This is a genomic window from Rhodococcus sp. 27YEA15 (assembly GCF_049739425.1).
Taxonomy (GTDB): Bacteria; Actinomycetota; Actinomycetes; order Mycobacteriales; family Mycobacteriaceae; genus Rhodococcus_F.
The window spans coordinates 2,598,440-2,617,673 of record NZ_JBMHHW010000001.1 but is presented as its reverse complement, the minus strand read 5'-3'; the positions used below and the strand labels follow the sequence as shown (position 1 = coordinate 2,617,673).

Annotated in this window: 14 protein-coding genes; 9 read left to right on the top strand and 5 right to left on the bottom strand. The window is 63.5% G+C overall.

Going from position 1 to position 19,234, the window contains the following annotated elements; translation table 11 throughout:
- Positions 1 to 8 precede the first annotated feature (8 nt).
- From ABH922_RS12090 to ABH922_RS12075, 4 genes are read left to right on the top strand one after another with little or no spacing between them, the layout of a single operon-like run.
- Positions 9 to 1,814: a DUF3556 domain-containing protein gene (locus tag ABH922_RS12090; protein WP_424807151.1), complete on the top strand. Its 1,806-nt coding sequence runs from the start codon at positions 9 to 11 to the stop codon at positions 1,812 to 1,814.
- A complete protein-coding gene (locus ABH922_RS12085) occupies positions 1,811 to 3,229 on the top strand; it encodes a phytoene desaturase family protein (RefSeq protein WP_424807150.1) in 1,419 nt (472 codons plus the stop codon). Before ABH922_RS12090 ends, ABH922_RS12085 begins: the two co-directional genes overlap by 4 nt.
- Positions 3,226 to 4,497, top strand: a complete 1,272-nt coding sequence (locus ABH922_RS12080; RefSeq protein ID WP_424807149.1) for a PucR family transcriptional regulator — start codon at positions 3,226 to 3,228, stop codon at positions 4,495 to 4,497. The genes ABH922_RS12085 and ABH922_RS12080 overlap by 4 nt, the downstream gene beginning before the upstream one ends.
- A gap of 36 nt (positions 4,498 to 4,533) precedes the next feature.
- Positions 4,534 to 5,721, top strand: coding sequence for a lipid-transfer protein (locus ABH922_RS12075; RefSeq protein WP_424807148.1), 1,188 nt, complete (start codon positions 4,534 to 4,536; stop codon positions 5,719 to 5,721).
- A gap of 13 nt (positions 5,722 to 5,734) precedes the next feature.
- Here the strand turns inward: ABH922_RS12075 and ABH922_RS12070 are convergent, their stop codons facing one another.
- On the bottom strand, positions 5,735 to 6,805 hold the full coding sequence (locus ABH922_RS12070) for a 2Fe-2S iron-sulfur cluster-binding protein (RefSeq protein ID WP_424807147.1): 1,071 nt from the start codon (positions 6,803 to 6,805) through the stop codon (positions 5,735 to 5,737).
- Positions 6,806 to 6,907: 102 nt separating this feature from the next.
- Between ABH922_RS12070 and ABH922_RS12065 the strand changes: the two genes are divergently transcribed.
- The 5 genes from ABH922_RS12065 (at position 6,908) to ABH922_RS12045 (ending at position 12,142) form a co-directional block, all read left to right on the top strand.
- Positions 6,908 to 7,939, top strand: coding sequence for an alpha/beta hydrolase (locus tag ABH922_RS12065; RefSeq protein ID WP_424807146.1), 1,032 nt, complete (start codon positions 6,908 to 6,910; stop codon positions 7,937 to 7,939).
- Between the two features lie 2 nt (positions 7,940 to 7,941).
- Positions 7,942 to 8,835, top strand: a complete 894-nt coding sequence (locus ABH922_RS12060; RefSeq protein WP_424807145.1) for an SDR family NAD(P)-dependent oxidoreductase — start codon at positions 7,942 to 7,944, stop codon at positions 8,833 to 8,835.
- Position 8,836: 1 nt separating this feature from the next.
- A complete protein-coding gene (locus tag ABH922_RS12055) occupies positions 8,837 to 9,757 on the top strand; it encodes a ferritin-like domain-containing protein (RefSeq protein WP_424807144.1) in 921 nt (306 codons plus the stop codon).
- Positions 9,754 to 11,274: a flavin-containing monooxygenase gene (locus ABH922_RS12050; protein WP_424807143.1), complete on the top strand. Its 1,521-nt coding sequence runs from the start codon at positions 9,754 to 9,756 to the stop codon at positions 11,272 to 11,274. Before ABH922_RS12055 ends, ABH922_RS12050 begins: the two co-directional genes overlap by 4 nt.
- A gap of 109 nt (positions 11,275 to 11,383) precedes the next feature.
- On the top strand, positions 11,384 to 12,142 hold the full coding sequence (locus ABH922_RS12045) for a MerR family transcriptional regulator (protein WP_424807142.1): 759 nt from the start codon (positions 11,384 to 11,386) through the stop codon (positions 12,140 to 12,142).
- 24 nt (positions 12,143 to 12,166) lie between these two features.
- Here ABH922_RS12045 and ABH922_RS12040 read toward each other — a convergent pair whose 3' ends face one another.
- The 4 genes from ABH922_RS12040 to ABH922_RS12025 form a co-directional block, all read right to left on the bottom strand.
- On the bottom strand, positions 12,167 to 13,096 hold the full coding sequence (locus ABH922_RS12040; RefSeq protein ID WP_424807141.1) for an NADP-dependent oxidoreductase: 930 nt from the start codon (positions 13,094 to 13,096) through the stop codon (positions 12,167 to 12,169).
- A gap of 81 nt (positions 13,097 to 13,177) precedes the next feature.
- On the bottom strand, positions 13,178 to 15,523 hold the full coding sequence (treY, locus tag ABH922_RS12035; protein ID WP_424807140.1) for a malto-oligosyltrehalose synthase: 2,346 nt from the start codon (positions 15,521 to 15,523) through the stop codon (positions 13,178 to 13,180).
- An 11-nt stretch (positions 15,524 to 15,534) separates the two neighbouring features.
- Positions 15,535 to 17,865 (bottom strand): glycogen debranching protein GlgX, encoded by a 2,331-nt coding sequence (glgX, locus tag ABH922_RS12030; protein WP_424807139.1) that lies wholly within the window; start codon positions 17,863 to 17,865, stop codon positions 15,535 to 15,537.
- A gap of 54 nt (positions 17,866 to 17,919) precedes the next feature.
- Entirely contained in the window at positions 17,920 to 19,215 is a 1,296-nt protein-coding gene (locus tag ABH922_RS12025) for an adenosylmethionine--8-amino-7-oxononanoate transaminase (RefSeq protein ID WP_424807138.1), read from the bottom strand.
- Between the last annotated feature and the right edge of the window lie 19 nt (positions 19,216 to 19,234).

The following is a 19,234-nucleotide window of genomic DNA, read 5'->3' as shown; positions in this document are numbered from 1 at the left end:
GGATCACCATGGGATTCAAAGATGCAGATCTACCCGACGTAGATCTGGCGACGTACGGTAAGCGCCCTCACCTCGAGCGCATGCGAATCTTGTCGCAGCACTGGGCCGAGTACGGTTTCGGCACGCCGTGGAGCGTGCACCTGCTCTATGTGTTCAAACTCGTGTTCTACATATTCCTCGGAATCGTTCTCGCGAGTTTCACCAGCGGTTTCGGCGGTTTCTGGGACGTCGCCTCGTTCTGGAGCCAGCCGATCTTCTACCAGAAGGTCCTGCTGTGGACGATGTTGTTCGAGATCCTCGGGCTCGGTGCGTCGTCCGGGCCGCTCGCGTTCCGGTTCGCCCCGCCGATCGGTGGTGTGCTGCACTGGGTGCGTCCGAAGACCCTGAGGTCCCCACCATGGCCGGGTAAGGTGCCCTTCACCCGAGGGTCCACCCGTACGATTTTCGACGTCGTGCTCTACGTGGCAATTCTCGCGACACTGCTGACGCTGCTCCTGTCGGACGGCGTCGAGAAGTCCGGGCAGCCGGCCGACAGCGTCGGTTTGCTGAATCCTAAGATCCTGGCCGTCCTGATCGGTCTGATGGTCGTTGCCGGCCTGCGTGACAAGGTGCTGTTCCTGGTAGCGCGCGGTGAGCAGTACTGGGTTGCCGCCGTTTTCTTCGCAGTCCTGCCGTACGTCGACATGATCGTGGCGATGAAGTTGATCATGTGTGCCGTCTGGTGGTGGGCCGCGTTCTCCAAGTTGGGTAAGCACTTCTCGTACGTGGTTCCGCCGATGCTGAGCAACGCGCCCTGGTTCCGGATTCCCGGTCTCAAACGCAAGCTGTATCGCAACTATCCCACCGATCTTCGGCCGTCGAAGCTCGGAGCGTTCGTCGCACACCAGGGAACGGTCATCGAGTTCGTGATTCCCGCGATCCTGCTGTTCTCCACAAACCGGACGCTCACGGTACTCGCGCTGATCGTGATCGTGATTTTCCACGTGTTCATCACCTCCACGTTCCCGTTGGCAGTTCCCTTGGAATGGAACATCTTCTACTGCTTCAGTGCAGTCTGGCTGTTCGGCCTGAACATGGCGCCCGAATACGGTGTCACGGCGATCTCGCCGTGGCTGCTGGCCGCGCTGATCGGTGCGCTGTTCCTGTTCCCGGTCCTGGGAAACCTCTTCCCGGACAAGATTTCGTTCCTGCCGTCGATGCGGTACTACGCCGGTAACTGGGCAACCACGCAGTGGGCGTTCCGCCGTGGTGACGGCGACGGCGATCCGGGCGCCGAGGCCCGGTTGAACACACACATCGTCAAGGCCGCACCCAATCAGATCAACCAGCTCACGGACCTCTACGGACCCGAGGCCGCGGAAATGCTGTTGCAGAAGGCCGTTGCCTGGCGATCCATGCACTCGCAGGGTCGCGCTCTGAGTACACTGATCGGCAGGCACGTCGATTCGTACGAGAACTACGACGTCCGTGAAGGTGAGTTCGTCGCCGGAACGCTGCTCGGGTGGCAATTCGGTGATGCGCATACGCACAACGAGAATTTCATGGCAGCTGTTCAACAGCGGTGCAACTTCGCGCCGGGTGAGGTGATCGTCGTGTATATCGAATCGCAGCCGGTTCATATTGCACGCCAACAGTATCGAGTGATCGATCTGGCTCTCGGCGAGATCGAACGCGGCTACGTCGAGGTAGCCGATCTGGTGGCAAACCAGCCGTGGCTCGAGAACGGTCCATTGCCGGTGTACCCCGTACCGCTCCGGCGTAACGAACGCAGCCGCTACGAGGTTGCACAACAGTTGGAGTCGCGAAGTTCATGACCACCGCAATTGTCGTCGGCGCGGGCCCGAACGGGCTCGCGGCGGCGGTGACACTCGCCCGAGAGGGAATCGACGTCACTGTGCTCGAAGCCGCCGACGTCATCGGCGGCGGCACGAAGACCAGTGAGCGCATCCTGCCCGGCCTGATCCACGACGACGGAGCGGCGGTGCATCCCATCGCATTGGCGTCGCCGTTCTTCCGTTCGCTCGATCTGGCCGGGCAGGGGTTGCGATGGGCGTGGCCGGAGGTAGACCTCGCCCATCCGCTCGACGGTGGTGGAGCGGGTGTGATGAAGCATTCGCTCGACGACACCGCAGCGCTGTTGGGCGTGGACGGTGACCGGTGGCGCCGGCTGTTCGGGCCGTTGTCCGCGGCATTCGACGATCTGGCCGGCGAGGTTCTTCGGCCCCTGCTGCACGTACCACGCCATCCGATCGAACTCGCCCGCTTCGGTGCCATGGCGGCAATTCCGGCAAGCACACTGGGCAGGATCTGGCGAACGGATGAGGCGCGCGCACTCTTCGCCGGCAACGCCGCGCACGGCTGGTACCCGCTCAGTCGGCCCCTGACCTCCTCGTATGCGCTCATGTTCGCCGCGATTTCCCATCGATACGGCTGGCCGGTAGCAGTCGGCGGATCGGCCAGGATCACCGACGCGCTGGCCGCGATCCTGCTGGCACACGGGGGAAGGATCGAGACGGGCCGACGGGTGCGCTCGCTGTCGGAATTGTCGTCGGATCTGGTCATGCTCGACCTCGAGCCTGCGGCGGTGGCAGCGCTCGCCGGTGACCGACTGCCCAAGCGCGTGGCGCGATCGTACCGACGGTTCCGCAGGGCGCCGTCGGCGTTCAAGCTCGATCTCGCGATCGAGGGCGGAATCCCGTGGACCAACGGCCACGTGCGTCAGGCTGGCACGGTGCACCTGGGTGGCAGCGCAGCGGAGGTGGCAGCCACGGAGAAGGCGATTGCTCGTGGCACAATGCCCGCTGCGCCGTTTGTCCTTCTCGCGCAACAATACCTGGCTGATCCGTCTCGATCCGTGGGCGAGGTGCACCCGGTCTACGCCTACGCTCACGTTCCGCACGGTTACTCGGGTGACGCGAGTGCGGCGATCCTGGCGCAGATCGAAAGATTCGCCCCGGGTACCCGCGATCGGATCGTGGGGATGCATGCCACGTCCGGACTGGACCTCGAACGTGGCAATCCGAATCTCGTCGGCGGTGACATCATCGGCGGTGCGAACGATCCGCTGCAAGTGGTGCTGCGACCGCGCGCCGGACGTGACCAGTACGGCACCGGAATTCCGGGGGTGTACATCTGCTCGGCGTCCACCCCGCCGGGAGCGGGCGTACACGGAATGTGTGGGCACAACGCAGCGCTGTCGGCGCTCGACCACGTCGCGGGCAGTCGATGAATTCCCTGTTCGTGGACTGGTCCGACGAGGACGACCTGACCGCACGTCGGATCGCCGAGCGCGTATTGCCGCAACGCGACGAGTTCATCGAGGCACTCTTCGAGGCGACGGTAGCCGGCATCCCGGAGCTGGCCGCGCAGTCCGATGCATTGGACTCGTTGCATGCGAGTATCGCGGAGAACACGATCGTCCTGATCGACGCGCTCTCGAACGGACTCGACCCGTCGACGGCTCCGCCTCCGGTGGGCGCCGTGGACTACGCCCGCGATTTGGCGCGCGACGAGATTTCGCTGGCGTCGTTGCTGCGGGCATATCGGATCGGGCAGGCGAAGTTCACGGCGCTGTGCCTCGACACCGCGAACGCGATGACGGCGATGGACGACTTGACCGCGCTGCGGACGATGGTCGCGAAGATCGCCGCATTCATCGACCACATCTGCGAAGAGGTGACACTGACCTACGAGCACGAGCGTGAGCGCAGCATCTCGAGTCGAAACGGATTGACGCAGCGGCGGATCGCGCAACTGCTCGACGGTACGGAAATCGAAGCGCAGGAGGCGAGTTCAGCGCTCGGTTATCCGATGGACGGCATGCACCTCGCCGTCGAAACGTGGTATCGAGGCGCGGACACGCATCCGGTGGACATCGCGGAATCGGCGCACCGCATCACCTCGACGGTGCTCGGGCATCGACCCAGCCTGACGATGCCCACCGGTGAACGATCCGTCTGCACCTGGGTGTCGACGTCGGACCCGTTTCCGGCGTTGGTCGAACGTTTCCGATCGGTGGTGCTGGCGGAATCGACGGCAGTAAGCGTCGTGATCGGACTACCCGGCGCCGGCCTCGACGGCTTTCGCCGCGCCCACCGTCAGGTGATCCGGTTGAAAGCGTTGGCGCACTCGGCCGTACCGCCGGCCCCGCAGTTCATCGCTTTCACCGACATCGCGCCGGTAGCCATGCTCGACGACGATCCCGACGCGCTCGGCCAGTTCGTCGGCCGCGTGCTCGGACCGTTGTCGGTCGATACCGTCCGCAATGCCGAGTTGCGCGAGACTCTGCGAAACTATCTGGCGCACCACCGGAGTCCGGCGGCCGCAGCCGAGTCGATGATATTGCACCGCAATACTATTCGTTATCGAATTCAGCAGATCATCGATGATTTCGGCCACCCGATCGAGAATATCGATTCCTACGCGCTGACGTCTGCGCTGGAAATCTGCCGCTGGTACGGGAGCGCCGTGCTCTCGCCGGCGAAAACCACGTCCTGACACACGTGTACGTGTGAGACCTCGAGGAGAACAACCATGTCCAGCCATGTCCAGGTAGTCGGTGTCGGCATGGTGCCGTTCACCAAACCCAGCGCGAGACAGCCGTACGACGTGATGGCGTCGACGGCCGCACGGAAGGCGCTCGACGACGCCGGAATCGACTACGCGGCGGTGCAACAGGCTTATGTCGGGTACGTCTACGGTGACTCCACGTCGGGGCAGGCGAGTGTGTACGGGCTCGGTTTGACGGGCATTCCGGTGATCAACGTCAACAACAACTGTTCCACCGGTTCCACCGCTCTGTTCCTGGCCCGTCAAGCGGTGGCCAGTGGCGCCGCCGACTGCGTGTTGGCTCTGGGTTTCGAGCAGATGAGTCCAGGCGCACTCGGTGTGGCCTTCACGGACCGCCCGTCGCCGCTCGCGCGATTCGACGAGACCGTGGATCGGCGACGCGGCGCTGAGCCTGATTCTCCGGTGGCGCCGAGGTATTTCGGTAACGCCGGTCTCGAACACATGGAGCGTTTCGGTACGGCACCGGAGACGTTCGCGCAGATCGCCGTCAAGGCGCGCAAGCACGCGGCCGGTAATCCGTACGCGGTCTTTCGCAACCCGGTCACCGTCGAGGAGGTCATGGCATCGCCGAAGATCTACGGGGAGTTGACACGACTGCAGTGCTGCCCGCCCACGTGTGGCGCCGCGGCGGCGGTGATCTGCAGTGAGGGTTTCGCACGCAGGCACGGTCTCGACACCCGAGTGCGGATCGCCGCTCAGTCGATGACGACCGACGTCGAGAGCTCGTTCGACCCGTCCGACTTGCGCCGGGTGGTCGGATACGACCTCACCGCCGCGGCTGCCGCGAACGTCTACGAGCAGGCCGGAATTTCTCCGCGAGACGTCACGGTCAGCGAACTTCACGACTGCTTCACCGCCAACGAGTTGATCACCTACGAGGGCCTCGGCTTCACCGAGGAAGGAACCGCCGAACGGTTCATCCTGGACGGCCAGAACACCTACGGCGGCCAGGTCGTCACGAACCCCTCGGGTGGGCTCCTGTCCAAAGGCCACCCGCTCGGTGCAACCGGACTTGCGCAGTGTGCCGAATTGGTCTGGCAACTGCGCGGTTCGGCTGGTCCCCGGCAAGTGGACGGCGCCCGTGTGGCACTGCAACACAACCTCGGCCTGGGTGGGGCGTGCGTGGTGACGCTGTACGAGCGCGTCGGCTGAGGTCTCCGGACGCCTACTCGAATTCGACGGACACCGAGTCGCTGACAGGAAGCGACTGGCATGCGAGGCGGACACCGCGGCCGAGTTCGTAGTCGTCGAGAGTTTCGTTGACGAGCATTCGTACCTCGCCGTCGAGTAGTCGGAATCCGCAGCCTCCGCACGAACCTTCGCGGCACACGTACGGGGCGTCGAGACCGTTGTCGAGAAGGGTGTCCAGTAGCAGTTTCTCGCGGGGCCAGGACACGATGGTGGTCTCGCCGTCCAGTTCGACGGTGGCGGTTGCGGACTCGCCCGGCGACGCCGCAGGTTCGGTCGCGGTGGGCATGAAGTCGAAGGGGTCGCCGGTCAGGGATCGGAACACCTCGCGATGGACGCGATCACGGGGCACGCCGCGCCGATCGAGCACTTCTTCGCTCAGTTGCATGAACGGAGTCGGCCCGCAGAGATAGGCGTCGACATCCGCGTGCGGCCAGGGGAGTGCATGTAACCCCTCGGACGTGGGCAAGCCCGATTCGGATTCCAGCCAGTGGTGGACGGTGAGCCGATTCGAGTATTCGGATTGGAGACCGGCGAGTTGGTCGGCGAATATCGTGGATTGCCGATCGCGATTCGCGTAGACGAGGTTGACCGCGTTATCGTGCTCTGCGAGAGCGGTTTTCGCGATGGACAGGATCGGTGTGATTCCGCTTCCGGCTGCGAACAGCAGAAGATCGTTACTCCACGATCGCGGTACGAACGTTCCCCCGGCCGGGAGCGCCTCCAGGACGGTTCCCGGCCCGGCGTTGTCGCACAACCAATTCGAGGCGAGACCCGACGCCGTGCGTTTTACCGTCACTGCCGGGTACGGGTCGACGTTCGGGGAGCTCGAGAACGAGTAGCAGCGCGATACGTGTCCGGAGTCGCCGCAGGGAATCTTCAGGGTCAGGAACTGGCCGGACGAGTACGGCAGGCCGGCCTCCGGTGTTTCGAAGACCAGGGTCACCGCGTCCGCTGTTTCTCTCCGGACCTCGCGCACCAGGAGTTTGTGTGTTGTCGGCGTGGTCGAACGGCTGTTGGTGGTGGAGTCGAGCTGTGTGGTGTTCATTCGCGTACGTCCGCCCTTCTGCTGTGGTGTCGATCCTTGCTCATCTCGCCACTAAAATCTAGGCCATTGACAACTGGCACGGTTTGGGGTGACGCTGTAGCCATGTCGAATCACCGATCACCAGGCTCGTATGCCGATCAGATCCCTGCCCGACCGTCACGCCGCGCCGCAGTGGCAGCGGCGGTGACCGGTTCGGCCGTCCGTCCACTGCTCGCGGCGATTCCACTCACCTCGTCCGGTGTGTGGTTCAGTCGGCGACTGGTGGCCATGTCGATGGGGTTGTACGGGTCTGTGGTGCGAGGCACCCGGGTGATACCGGTCGCGGACGGCGCGGTGGTAGGTGAGTGGGTCTGCGCCCCCGGCGTCTCCCGTGACAACAGCCGGTCGGCGATCTACTACCTGCACGGCAGCGCCTACGTCGTCTGTTCCGCTCGAACCCATCGGGCTCTCGCGTCGAATCTTTCCCGCGACACCGGACTGCCGGTATTCGTTCTCGACTACCGGCTTGCTCCCGAGCATCTGTTTCCGGCCGCGGCCGACGACGTCGAGTCCGGCTACCGATGGATTCGTGAGCAGGGGTACGCGGCGGAGAACGTCGTGGTTGCCGGGGACTCCGCGGGTGGGCATCTCGCCTTGGACCTGGTGATCGAGAACATGTCGGCCGGTATCGCGCAGCCGGCAGCAGTAGTCCTGTTCTCCCCGTTGATCGACCTGACGTTCGGTTTGGCGGCCGAGCAGGAGAAGCATCGGCGTGATCCGATGATTTCCGCCGAAGCTGCCCGCCGGCTGGTCGATCTCTACACGCACGAGCACCCGGAGGACTCGCCGCGATTGCGATTGACCGCGCCGGCCGGACACGCACTACCTCCTTTTCTGGTTCAGGCCGGGGGAGCGGAGATGCTCAGTGCCGACGCGCGCCACCTCGCGGAGCTGCTTCGCGCCGCAGGCGGCACGTGTGACCTGCAGATCTGGCCCGGTCAGATGCACGTGTTCCAGGCGTTACCGCGTTTGATCCCGGAGGCGGGCCCTGCCCTGCGCCGCGCCGCGCAATTCGTAGCGGACGTGCTGGCGCAGGCAACCGATACGGCAGTTGCAGATACAGCAAGAACCGATACAGCAGACAGGGTGGGTTGATCATGTTTTTCGGATCCGACAAGCAGAAGGCGTCACACGAGGCGCGAGCGGTGGTCACGGGGGCCGGGAGCGGTATCGGGCGCGCTTTCGCTCTCGAACTCGCACGACGGGGTGGGGAGGTGGTGTGTGCGGACATTTCACTCGACCGGGCTCGGGAGACGGTGCGATTGATCGACGAACTGGGCGGTACCGCTCACGCGGTTGCCTGTGACGTCTCGATCCGGGAGCAGGTCGAAGATCTGGCGTTGTTCGCAGAATTGGAATTCAACGGCCCCGCCACGCTGGTGATCAACAACGCCGGAGTCGGTATCGGCGGACTCCCGGTCGGAGAAATCGGTTTCGAGAATTGGAACTGGGCTCTCGGGATCAACCTGTGGGGCGTCATTCACGGTAGTGAAATATTCGCGCCACAACTGAGAACCGCCGGGGCGGGCGGATTCATCAATGTCGCGTCGGCGGCAGGATTCGCGGCGGCGCCGATGATGGGTGCGTACAACGTGGGCAAGGCCGGGGTGATGTCGTTGTCGGAGACCATGTCCGCCGAGTTCGCGGGCACCGGGGTTCGGGTGACGGTGTTGTGTCCTACCTTTGTCAAGACCAATGTCGCCGTCGACGGCCGGATCACGCAGAAGGCGAACCGCCTGGCAGACACCTTGATGCGATACACCGGTTTCTCAGCGGATCGGGTAGCTGCGACCACTCTCGACGCCTACGACAAGGGCCGCCTGTACGTGGTGCCGCAGATCGACGCGAAAGTGGTGTGGTTACTCAAACGTGCGAATCCTTCGCTCTACGCCTGGGGTGCAGGCGTTCTCAATCGATTGATGCCGGCTGAAGCGGATTCTCCCGCCTCGGACGCTCTGACAGTTCCTTCCTCCAGCGCGACAGGAGTTTGACATGGCTATGGATTTCGATGACATGCTTCAGAAGATCAAGGACCGCCAGTGGGCGTTGGTCGACATCGACTGGGACGGGCCGGGGGCCGAGACGATCAGCCCCGAGCTGCACGCCAAGCTCAAGCCGTTCATGTCGGATCTGATGTGGATCGAGAACGTCGGTGCCCGAGGATTCGCGGCAATGGCCCGCAAGGCGCCCACGCCGACGCTCAGGACGATCTACGAATACTTCCATGCCGAGGAGCAAAAGCACGCCAATGCGGAGCTGGCGTTGATGCGGCGTTGGGGAATGCTCGACGGTGATGCGATGCCGGAGCCCAACATCAACGTCAAGCTCGTCATCGATTGGCTGGACAAGTACTCGGACGGGTTGTCGCTGTCGATCCTCGGCACCGTCATTCCGATGCTCGAAGTGGCCCTCGACGGAGCTCTCGTCAAGTTCATCATGGACGAGATCGACGATCCGGTGTGTCAGGCGGTGTTCAAGAAGATCAATGCCGACGAATCACGACATCTGGCAGTCGATTTCGCAGTCATCGAAATGCTCGGACACTCCTCCACGCGCAAGTTGATAGTGGAGTCGGTCGGTGCGTGGATGAATCCGGCGTTGATCATCGGTACTCTTCGCTACATTCCGCTGCTCAACAAGATGCGGGACAACATCGTCGCGATGGGTGTCAACGAAGAACGCCTCTACACTGCGATGAGGCGGTTCAAGAGTGTCGGTGAGCGCGCTCCCGAAGCGTTACGAGTGCCGATGTACCAGGTGGTGAAGTGGCACGGTGAGATCGTCATCAATCGCAATCACCCCTATCACCGCTTCGCCGACTGGATGGTCAAGCGCACTGCCCGCAACTCCGGCGAGAAGCTGAACTCCGAGCCCACCTGGTCCCAGGAACTGACCTACGAGCCGACGGCATGAGCGTGCGTGAGCCACTGACTGTGGCGATCATCGGAGGCGGATTCGCCGGAATCGGTTCTGCGATCAGGCTCAAGCAGAGCGGAATCGAGGACTTCGCGATCATCGAACGTGGCGAACGCGTCGGTGGTACCTGGCGAGACAACACGTATCCGGGCGCTGCCTGCGATATTCCTTCCCGACTGTACTCGTACAGTTTCGCGCCCAACCCGGACTGGTCACATACGTATTCGGCCAGCGCCGAGATCCTCGGCTACATCGACTCCATGGTCGAAGAATTCGGTCTGGCTTCGTCGATTCGATTCGGGCACAACGTGAACGGAGTTCGTTGGGACGAAGAGGTCGGCCTGTGGCACATCGACGTCGACGGTAAGGACTCGATTTCGGCGCGGGCGGTGGTGATGGCATCCGGACCGCTGGCCAACGTCTCCCTGCCCGCTATCGACGGCATCGAAACTTACGAGGGCCACAAGATTCACAGTGCGCGATGGGACCACGACTACGATTTCCGGGGAAAGCGGGTCGCGGTAGTCGGCACCGGTGCCAGTGGCGTCCAGATCGTTCCGGAGTTGGTCAAGCAGGCAGAACACGTGAAGGTCTTCCAGCGCACGCCCGGCTGGGCACTGCCACGTACCAATCTGCGGACCAGGTCGATCACGAAGGAAATCTATCGCCGGTACCCGAAGGTTCAGGCGTTGGCACGGCAGGCCTGGTTCTGGGGTCACGAATCCGTGGCGCTCGGTGCGGTCTGGGAAAGTCCGGCAACCAGTGTGGTCGAGACGGTAGGCAAGATCCACCTCCGACTGCAGGTCAAGGACCCTTGGCTGCGTCGACAGTTGACGCCGCAGTTCCGGGCCGGTTGCAAACGGCTTCTGATGACGAGCGAATACTATCCGGCGTTGCAGAAGGACAACTGCACGTTGGTCACCTGGCCGATCGCGCGTATAGCTCCCAAGGGGATTCGCACCGTCGAGGGTGTAGAGCACCAATTCGACTGCATCGTTTTCGCCACCGGCTTCGACGTGTCGAAAACCGGCACCCCGGTACCGATCGTGGGCCGCGACGGCAGGGTTCTCGCGCAACAGTGGAAGACCGGAGCCCGGGCCTACAAGAGCATCACCGTATCTGGCTACCCGAACATGTACTTCACGTTCGGACCGAACTCGGGCCCCGGCCACAGTTCGGCGCTGGTGTACATGGAGGCGCAGCTCGATTATCTCGTCGAGGCGATCAAGACCGTTGTCGATCGAGATCTGATCGCACTGGACGTGCGCAAGGACGTGGAGGACGCGTACAACGTCGACATCCAGAAGAGACTGGCGAAGACCACCTGGAATTCGGGTTGCTCGAGTTGGTACCTGACCGAGAGCGGTTTCAACGCAACGATGTTCCCGGGTTTTGCCACCCAGTACACCAATCAGCTGAAGACGTTGAAACTGAGCGATTACACCTTGACCGAACGCACCGGCTCGAACGCGGTCGTTCGGGCCGGTGAATCCGAAGTGGTCACCGCAATCTGACGCGTGCCCGATTCGTGACGGTGCGTTGATCGACCGTGGCCGATCGGAGTCGACGACGTTTCCACTAGATTGGACGGACAGAATCGAACGAGGATGAGGAGTGATCGCGATGCCCGAGTATCGGATCGACGACTTGGCCAGGGTCGCGGGCACTACTTCGCGAAACGTGCGTGCCTATCAGGAACGTGGACTGCTCCCGCCCCCGGAGAAACGGGGGCGGGTCGGGATCTACACCGATGCGCATCTGGCCAGGCTGAAGTTGGTGGACTCGTTGCTCCAACGTGGATTCACCACAGCACATATCGCTGATTTCATCATCGGGTGGGAGAACGGTAAGGACCTCGGCGAGGTCCTCGGTCTCGAGGACGCCGTCACTCAGCCGTGGACCACCAGTGAGCCGGCGCGGATTCCGTTGGCCGTGGCTCGCGAGTTCCTCGGTGACGACGCCGGAGAACAGTTCGATCGTCTGGTGCAGGTCGGCGTGGTGGAGGTCGAGGGCGAGGAGTGCATCATTCGTGATACCGAACTACTCGCCGGGATCGTCGAGATCGCCGAATTCGGATTCACCCCTCGCGAACTCGTGGACATTCATGTTCGCGTCCACACCGCCGTCGACGCGATTGCGAAGGATCTGATCGGTACCGTCACCGCGCACATCCGTGGACAACACGGGCCCGGCTGGCTTCCGGAAGGCGACGAGGTCGCGGTCACTGCCGACATGTTGAACAAGATGCGTGCTCTCGGAGTGTCCTCGGTGCATTCGGCACTCGCTCGGGCACTGGATCAGAATCTGCAACGCGAACTGGGCGATCATCTGGCGGCTGCGCTGGACCTCGACACTCGCGGACAATCGGGTCTCTCGGCCTGATTGTTCGCGAGTGTCTTGCGCCAATCACGGAATCAGGATGAACTTTCCGGCCGGATGAGCACCCTGCAGCTCGGTGTGAGCTTGCGCGGCATCGGTGAGCGGAAATGTTTTGGCGATCTTGACGGTCAAAGCGCCGCTTGCGGCCCGCTCGACCAATTCCTGTCGAGCCTTCGCTCGAACATCGGCGCTGTCGGGGTTTCCGCCACCTACCGTCAGGAAGCCGTCCGACGCGGCGCGTCCGAAAGCAACGATGCTCACGATCCGTTTCCGATCCGAAACGGCCTCGAGCGACACATCCACCGCCTCGTCGGTTCCGACGGTGTCGAAAGCGGCATCGACGCCGTTCGGAGCGCTGTCACGGACCCGGTCGAGCAGTCCGTCGCCGTAGACGATCGCCGTGGCGCCCAGCGAGCGGACGTAGTCTTGATTGGCCGCGCCTGCGGTACCGATCACAGTAGCCCCACGCGCGACCGCGAGTTGGACGGCGAGGGCGCCGACTCCGCCGGACGCGCCGTGAATCAGCACGGTGTCGGTCGATCCGACCGCGATTGCATCGAGCGCATCCACCGCAGTCCCGCCGACGAGGAGGAGACCGGCGGCTTCTTCCCAACTGACGGAGGCAGGCTTGAGCGTCAGAGACGACTCGGGCACGACCACTCGGTCTGCGTACAGACCGTTACCGGGATTGACGATCACCTCGTCGCCGACAGCGATGCCGGTCACGTCGGGCCCCACTGCGGTCACTGTTCCGGCCGCTTCACCGCCGATGCTGATGGGCAGATCGCTCTCGTCGGAGCCGAATGCCCCGCTGTAGAGCTTGTAGTCGAACGGATTCACGCCGATCGCCCTCACCTCGACGGCGACGTCACCCGAGGTGGGCGCAGCGCCCTCGAATTCGACGACCTGTAGTACTTCGGGCGCTCCGTACGTCGGCGCAACGACTTTTCGGCTCATGAACTGCTCAACGAGGTTCGACTGATCGGTGTTCCCGGATTCCGGTTCGACGCCGCACCGATTCGATCGGTGGGGCTCTCGTCAACGGTCACGGACGAGGAGCGCGTACGGCAGTCGGGCGAAGAGATCCGATGCGCGCGATGTCGTGACCGGGCGTCCGCTCACGACATCGGTCCACTTGCCCGGCGGCAACAAAGCCGTGGTGTCGCCCCACCCCGTTTCGGCGAGAACGAGTGAGAACCGGGTCGCCAGAGCGACGACATCAGGGGACTGTGTCTGCGGTCCACGGGCGAAGCCGGCGATGTGCTCGGCGGCCGGGCCGGACCCGAGCACCGGTAGATATGCGCCACCGACAAACGAGTCGGGGCGGTCACGTCGAAGGCGGAGTGCGGTGCGGACCAGTTCCATTTTCGCGACGCCGTCTGCATCGACCCGACGCGCACTCGCGTCGAGTCGTTCCGTCCGGGCGGCGTAGTCGATCACACGTCGATTGTCGGGATCGACCAGGGAGTCTTCCCATAGTTCCGTTCCCTGATAGACATCGGGAATACCCGGGCCGCAGAGTTGGAGAATCTTCTGGCCCAAGGAATCCGACCAACCGTGAGGGGCGATGACGCCGACGAGTCGATCGACATGATCGCTGACCGGCCCGTCGATCACAGTGTCCAACCACGAATGCACGGCTGCTTCGAAATCCGAATTCGGAGCGTTCCAGGAGGTGAGCAAGGCTGCTTCCCGAATTGCCTTCTCGGCGTACGCATGTAGACGTTCACGTAGATCCGGCACCGCTGCTGCGGTGCGCCCGTCTGCCGGCCAGATTCCGATGATGTTCTGCCACAAGAACAATCCCGTAAACGCGTCGGGGCTCGGGCAGATTCTCTCCCATGCACGGACCGCCGTCGACCATATCTGCGGCAGTTGCGAGAGCACCCCGATCCTGGCCCGCACGTCCTCACCACGCTTCGTGTCATGGGTGGACAGCGTGGTCATCGCCTTCGGCCACCGTGCCGCACGGTCGGCGTTCGCGAGGTGGAACTCGGCGACCGAGACCGCCGTAGCAGCCGGGTTCCCGCCGACTTCCTGACGCGAGATCAGACGTGCGGTGCGGTAGAAGAGTCGATCCTCGACGGATTTGGCCATCACGGCACCACATACCTGCTGAAAACGCACCGCGGACTCCCCGCCGCGTGTCAAGGCGTCCGCAAGGGTGTTCGTCGAGGTAGGAGGGCCGGACGTTGTTCCCAGGATCCGCGACGTCAGACCCGCGAGAGGACTGTAATCCGTGCGGTACACCGGTATCCGCGCAATCGAGTCCGTCACGACGTCCTCGAGGTCGGAATCTGTGCACGTGCTCCCGCTCTCGCGCCGAATCGCGCGTACCAGTCGCCGGACCTCGGGCGCCAGATCTGCGCGGCCGGTGTCGACTTTGAACTGGCGCTCCGTTGCGCGCAGCCATTCGGTGTCCCCGGCATCACCGGTCAATTCGATCGACAGAGCGGTCAACTCCGGCTCCGCTCGCGGGTCGACGAACACGCCGCCGATCTGATTCAGCGCGTCGTATCCGGTGGTTCCGTCCACCGGAAGCAGCGGATCGAGCGGTTCGGTGTGGCCGAGAATCTTCTCGATCACGATCCACTGATCGGGGCCGAGAAGCTCGCGCAGTCGCCGCAGGTAGTCGGCCGGGGCAGCCAGTCCGTCCGGATGATCGATTCGAACGCCGTCGATCAGCCCCTCGTCCACCCACGACTTCAGTTCACGGTGCGATTCCGCGAACACGTCGGGGTCTTCCTGGCGCAGCGCGGCGAGTTCGTTGACGGAGAAAAATCGTCGATAGGTGACGATTCCGGCGTCCCACGGGACAAGTCGATAGTGTTGTCGCTCGTGTACCGCCCGCGCCGAACCCGAACCGGTACCCGGCGCCACCGGAAACCGGTGCTCGAAGTAGGCGAGCTGGCTCTCGGCTCCGTCGACCAGCACCGTCAAGGAATCGAGATCGGTGTCACTGCCCAGCACCGGAAGTGCAAGTTTTCCGTCGGCACCGTTGTCCGCAGCCCAGTCGATGTCGAAGAAACCGGCGTACACCGACTCGCGTCCCCGCCGGAGCACGTCCCACCACCAGGCGTTTTCTCGCGGTTTCGACACCCCGACGTGATTGGGTACCAGATCGACGATCAGCCCCATCCCACGGGCGCGCACCGCTCGCGACAATTCGACCAGCGCAGTCCGGCCACCGAGCGCCTCGGACACCGTCGTCGGATCGGTGACGTCGTAGCCGTGGGTGGATCCCGACGTGGCCGTCAAGATCGGCGAGAGGTAGAGGTGCGAAACCCCCAACCTGTCGAGGTAGTCCACCACGGCGGTGGCGTCACGCAGCGTGAAGGCGTCCGCACGCAGTTGCAGTCGGTAGGTTCCGGTGACGGGGGCCATCACGAATCTCCTCAAGCTGTACGTCGAAGGACCGTCAGGGCACGAGCTTTCACATCCAGAACGGTTCCCGCTTTGATCACCACGTCGCTCTCGCCGGTAGGCACCGACGTGTCCAGTACGACCGACCACTCCGTCGCGTAATCGGCGTTGGGCGTGGAGAATTCGAGATCCTCGTAGTGGGCGTTGAAACAGAGGAGGAACGAATCCCCCGTGACACGCTCGCCGCGATGGTTGGGTTCGGGAATGACGTCTCCGTTGAGGAACACGGCCAGCGACTTCCCGAAGCCGCTGTCCCAGTCGGCGGGGGTCATCTCTTCACCTGCCGGGGTCAGCCAGGCGATGTCCCGGCTCTGATCGCCGCTGCGGATCGGGCGTCCGGCGAAGAAGCGGCGACGCCGGAACACCGGGTTCTTGGCGCGTAATGCGATGGCGCGCCTGGTGAATTCCACGAGGTCCGCATTCGTGTCCGCCAGCGACCAGTCCATCCACGCCAGTTCCGAATCCTGGCAGTAGACGTTGTTGTTGCCCTGCTGGGTGCGCCCCATCTCGTCTCCGTGCGCGAGCATCGGAGTGCCTTGGCTCAGCATCAACGTGGCCAGGATGTTACGGCTCTGCCGGGCGCGCAGTTCCAGGATCTGCGGGTCGTCGGTGGGGCCTTCGACCCCGCAGTTCCACGAACGATTGTGTGATTCGCCGTCGTTGTTGTTCTCGCCGTTGGCCTCGTTGTGCTTGTCGTTGTACGAGACCAGGTCGTGCAAGGTGAAACCGTCGTGGGCGATCACGAAGTTGATGCTGGCACCCGGGCGGCGCCCGGTGGCCTCGTACAGGTCCGACGATCCGGTCAGGCGAGACGCGAACTCGCCCAGAGTGGCCGGTTCGCCACGCCAGTAGTCACGAACCGTGTCGCGGTACTTTCCGTTCCACTCGGTCCACAGGCCGGGGAAGTTACCTACCTGGTACCCGCCCTCGCCGACATCCCACGGTTCGGCGATCAACTTCACCTGGCTGACCACCGGATCCTGCTGTACCAGGTCGAAGAACGCGGACAGGCGGTCGACGTCGTGCAGCTCGCGGGCGAGTGTCGACGCGAGATCGAAACGGAACCCGTCCACGTGCATTTCGGTGACCCAGTACCGCAATGAATCCATGATCAACTGCAGAGTGTGCGGGTGGCGAGCGTTGAGGCTGTTACCAGTGCCCGTGTAATCCATGTAATGCGCCTCGTCGCCGTCGACGAGACGGTAGTAGGCGGCATTGTCGATACCGCGGAAGCTGATGGTAGGGCCCATCTGGTTGCCCTCGGCGGTGTGGTTGTAGACCACGTCGAGAATGACCTCGATACCCGCCTGATGGAAGCTGCGCACCATGGCTTTGAACTCCGCCACCGCGGCATCGGGTTTGTCGGACGACGAATAGTCGGTATGTGGGGCGAGGAATCCGAACGTGTTGTAGCCCCAGTAATTTCGCAGCCCCTGGTCGAGGAGGACCTGATCGTGCATGAATTGGTGGACCGGCATCAGTTCGATGGCGGTGACACCCAGATTTGTCAGATGCTCGATGATCACCGGGTGTGCGAGCCCGGCATAGGTTCCGCGCAGCTCTTCCGGCACACCAGGATGGGTGGCGGTCATGCCCTTGACGTGGGCCTCGTAGATGACCGTCTCGTGATACGGGCGTTTCGGGGAGCGATCGGACGCCCAGTCGAAGAACGGATTGATCACCACGGTGGTCATCGTGTGTCCGAGCGAATCGTGCTGGGGGAAAGGGGCAGTGGCAGGTTCGTCGACGATCGGATCGATAAGTTCGACGTTCGGATCGACGGTGTTCTCGGCAGTACTGTTCTCGATCGGCTCGGCCGTCGATGTCGGGCTGCCGTCGGTCGGCTCGGCCGTCGATGCCGGCTCGGAGTCTTCCACAACCGAGATGTCGGCTACCTCGGCCGATTCGTCCGGTCCGGCGGCGTCGAGGTCGTAGGAGAACAGGGAGCGGTCGCCGTCGAAAGCACCGGCAAACGCCTTGCCGTACGGATCGAGGAGGAGCTTGCTCGGATCGCACCGTAGCCCCGCGGCCGGGTTGTACGGCCCGTGGACCCGGTATCCGTATCGTTGGCCGGGGGAGACGGACGGCAGGTAGGCATGCCAGACGTAGCCGTCCACCTCGTCCAACCGGATCCTGGTCTCGGTTCCGTCCTTGGCGATCAGGCAGAGCTCGACGGCCTCGGCGACCTCGGAGAACAGCGAGAAGTTCGTTCCGGCTCCGTCGTAGGTGGCGCCGAGTGGGTAGGCGCTGCCTGGCCAGACGGGAATAGGGGAGGCAACCTGATCGCTCGGCGGATGATCCATGTATCGCACCCTATCGGGTGCGTCGTCACCCATCTTGTCGACGCATTCCGCCCGCTACCCGCCTTTGGCCTGGCTACGGGCTGTTGCGAGCATGCCTGCTGTGATCTGTTGCACCTCCTCGGCAGAGCAGATGTACGGCGGCATGGCGTAGACGAGGTTGCGAAAGGGTCGAAGCCAGACGCCCGCCTCGACCGCGGCGTCGGTGGCACTGCGCATGTCCACCGGCCGATCGAGTTCGACAACTCCGATTCCGCCGGTGACGCGGACGTCCACCACGCCAGGTATCGCGTGTGCAGCGCTCAGACCTCGGGTAAGGCCGTCCTGCAGCGCCGCCACCTCCTCGCGCCACGGCCTGCTCAGCAGCAGCTCGGTGGAAGCCAGCGCTACGGCGCAGGCGAGGGGATTACCCATGAAGGTGGGGCCGTGCATCAGGCCGCCCCCTTCACCGGCGGTGATGGCTTCGGCCATGTCCGTCGTACACAGGGTGGCGGCCAACGACAGGTAGCCGCCGGTCAACGCCTTACCGATGCACATCACGTCCGGGCTGACGCCGACGTGATCGGCGGCAAACAGCTCACCGGTTCTTCCGAAACCGGTGGCGATCTCGTCGAAGACCAGCAGAACCTGATACTTGTCGCAGAGATCTCGAAGATCGGTCAGATAGGTGGGATCGTGGAATCTCATGCCGCCGGCGCCCTGCACCACAGGCTCGACGATCACGGCGGCGATCTCGGCGTGGTGCTGCGCGAGCACCGCCTCCAAATGCCGAACGTACTCGCGACGGTAGTGCACAGGCGGAGCGTCGGCGAAGATCTGGGCACGCAGCACGTCGGTCCAGATCGAGTGCATTCCGCCGTCGGGATCACACACGCTCATCGGGGTGAACGTGTCGCCGTGATATCCGCCGCGCCACGTCATCAGCCGATTCTTCGACGGCTTTCCCACACTTCGCCAATACTGCAAACACATCTTGACCGCGACCTCGACGGCCACGGAACCGGAGTCGGACAGAAAGACCTTCTCCAGCCCTGGCGGTGTGATGTCGACGAGCAATCCAGCCAATCGAGCTGCTGGTTCGTGCGTCAGACCGCCGAACATGACATGACTCATCTTGTCCAACTGGCCCACCGCGGCCGCATCGAGCACCGGGTGTCGGTACCCGTGGATTGCCGCCCACCAGGAGCTCATCCCGTCGACGAGTTGCCTGCCGTCGGCCAACGTCAGTACGGCCCCCCGAGCGCTGTCCACCACGAGGGGGCGCGTCGTGGCGGGAAACGAACCGTAGGGATGCCACAGTACGTTCGCGTCGATGTCGGAGACAGCTGTCGATTCCTGGCTGGTTGTCGGCATGGTTGCACCCTAACCGCAG

Bases quoted from the DNA above. Each gene is read 5' to 3' on its own strand.
- ABH922_RS12090 (WP_424807151.1), top strand. From the start codon at position 9: ATGGGATTCAAAGATGCAGATCTACCCGACGTAGATCTGGCGACGTAC.
- ABH922_RS12085 (WP_424807150.1), top strand. From the start codon at position 1,811: ATGACCACCGCAATTGTCGTCGGCGCGGGCCCGAACGGGCTCGCGGCG.
- ABH922_RS12080 (WP_424807149.1), top strand. From the start codon at position 3,226: ATGAATTCCCTGTTCGTGGACTGGTCCGACGAGGACGACCTGACCGCA.
- ABH922_RS12075 (WP_424807148.1), top strand. From the start codon at position 4,534: ATGTCCAGCCATGTCCAGGTAGTCGGTGTCGGCATGGTGCCGTTCACC.
- ABH922_RS12070 (WP_424807147.1), bottom strand. From the start codon at position 6,805: ATGAACACCACACAGCTCGACTCCACCACCAACAGCCGTTCGACCACG.
- ABH922_RS12065 (WP_424807146.1), top strand. From the start codon at position 6,908: ATGTCGAATCACCGATCACCAGGCTCGTATGCCGATCAGATCCCTGCC.
- ABH922_RS12060 (WP_424807145.1), top strand. From the start codon at position 7,942: ATGTTTTTCGGATCCGACAAGCAGAAGGCGTCACACGAGGCGCGAGCG.
- ABH922_RS12055 (WP_424807144.1), top strand. From the start codon at position 8,837: ATGGCTATGGATTTCGATGACATGCTTCAGAAGATCAAGGACCGCCAG.
- ABH922_RS12050 (WP_424807143.1), top strand. From the start codon at position 9,754: ATGAGCGTGCGTGAGCCACTGACTGTGGCGATCATCGGAGGCGGATTC.
- ABH922_RS12045 (WP_424807142.1), top strand. From the start codon at position 11,384: ATGCCCGAGTATCGGATCGACGACTTGGCCAGGGTCGCGGGCACTACT.
- ABH922_RS12040 (WP_424807141.1), bottom strand. From the start codon at position 13,096: ATGAGCCGAAAAGTCGTTGCGCCGACGTACGGAGCGCCCGAAGTACTA.
- treY (WP_424807140.1), bottom strand. From the start codon at position 15,523: ATGGCCCCCGTCACCGGAACCTACCGACTGCAACTGCGTGCGGACGCC.
- glgX (WP_424807139.1), bottom strand. From the start codon at position 17,865: ATGGATCATCCGCCGAGCGATCAGGTTGCCTCCCCTATTCCCGTCTGG.
- ABH922_RS12025 (WP_424807138.1), bottom strand. From the start codon at position 19,215: ATGCCGACAACCAGCCAGGAATCGACAGCTGTCTCCGACATCGACGCG.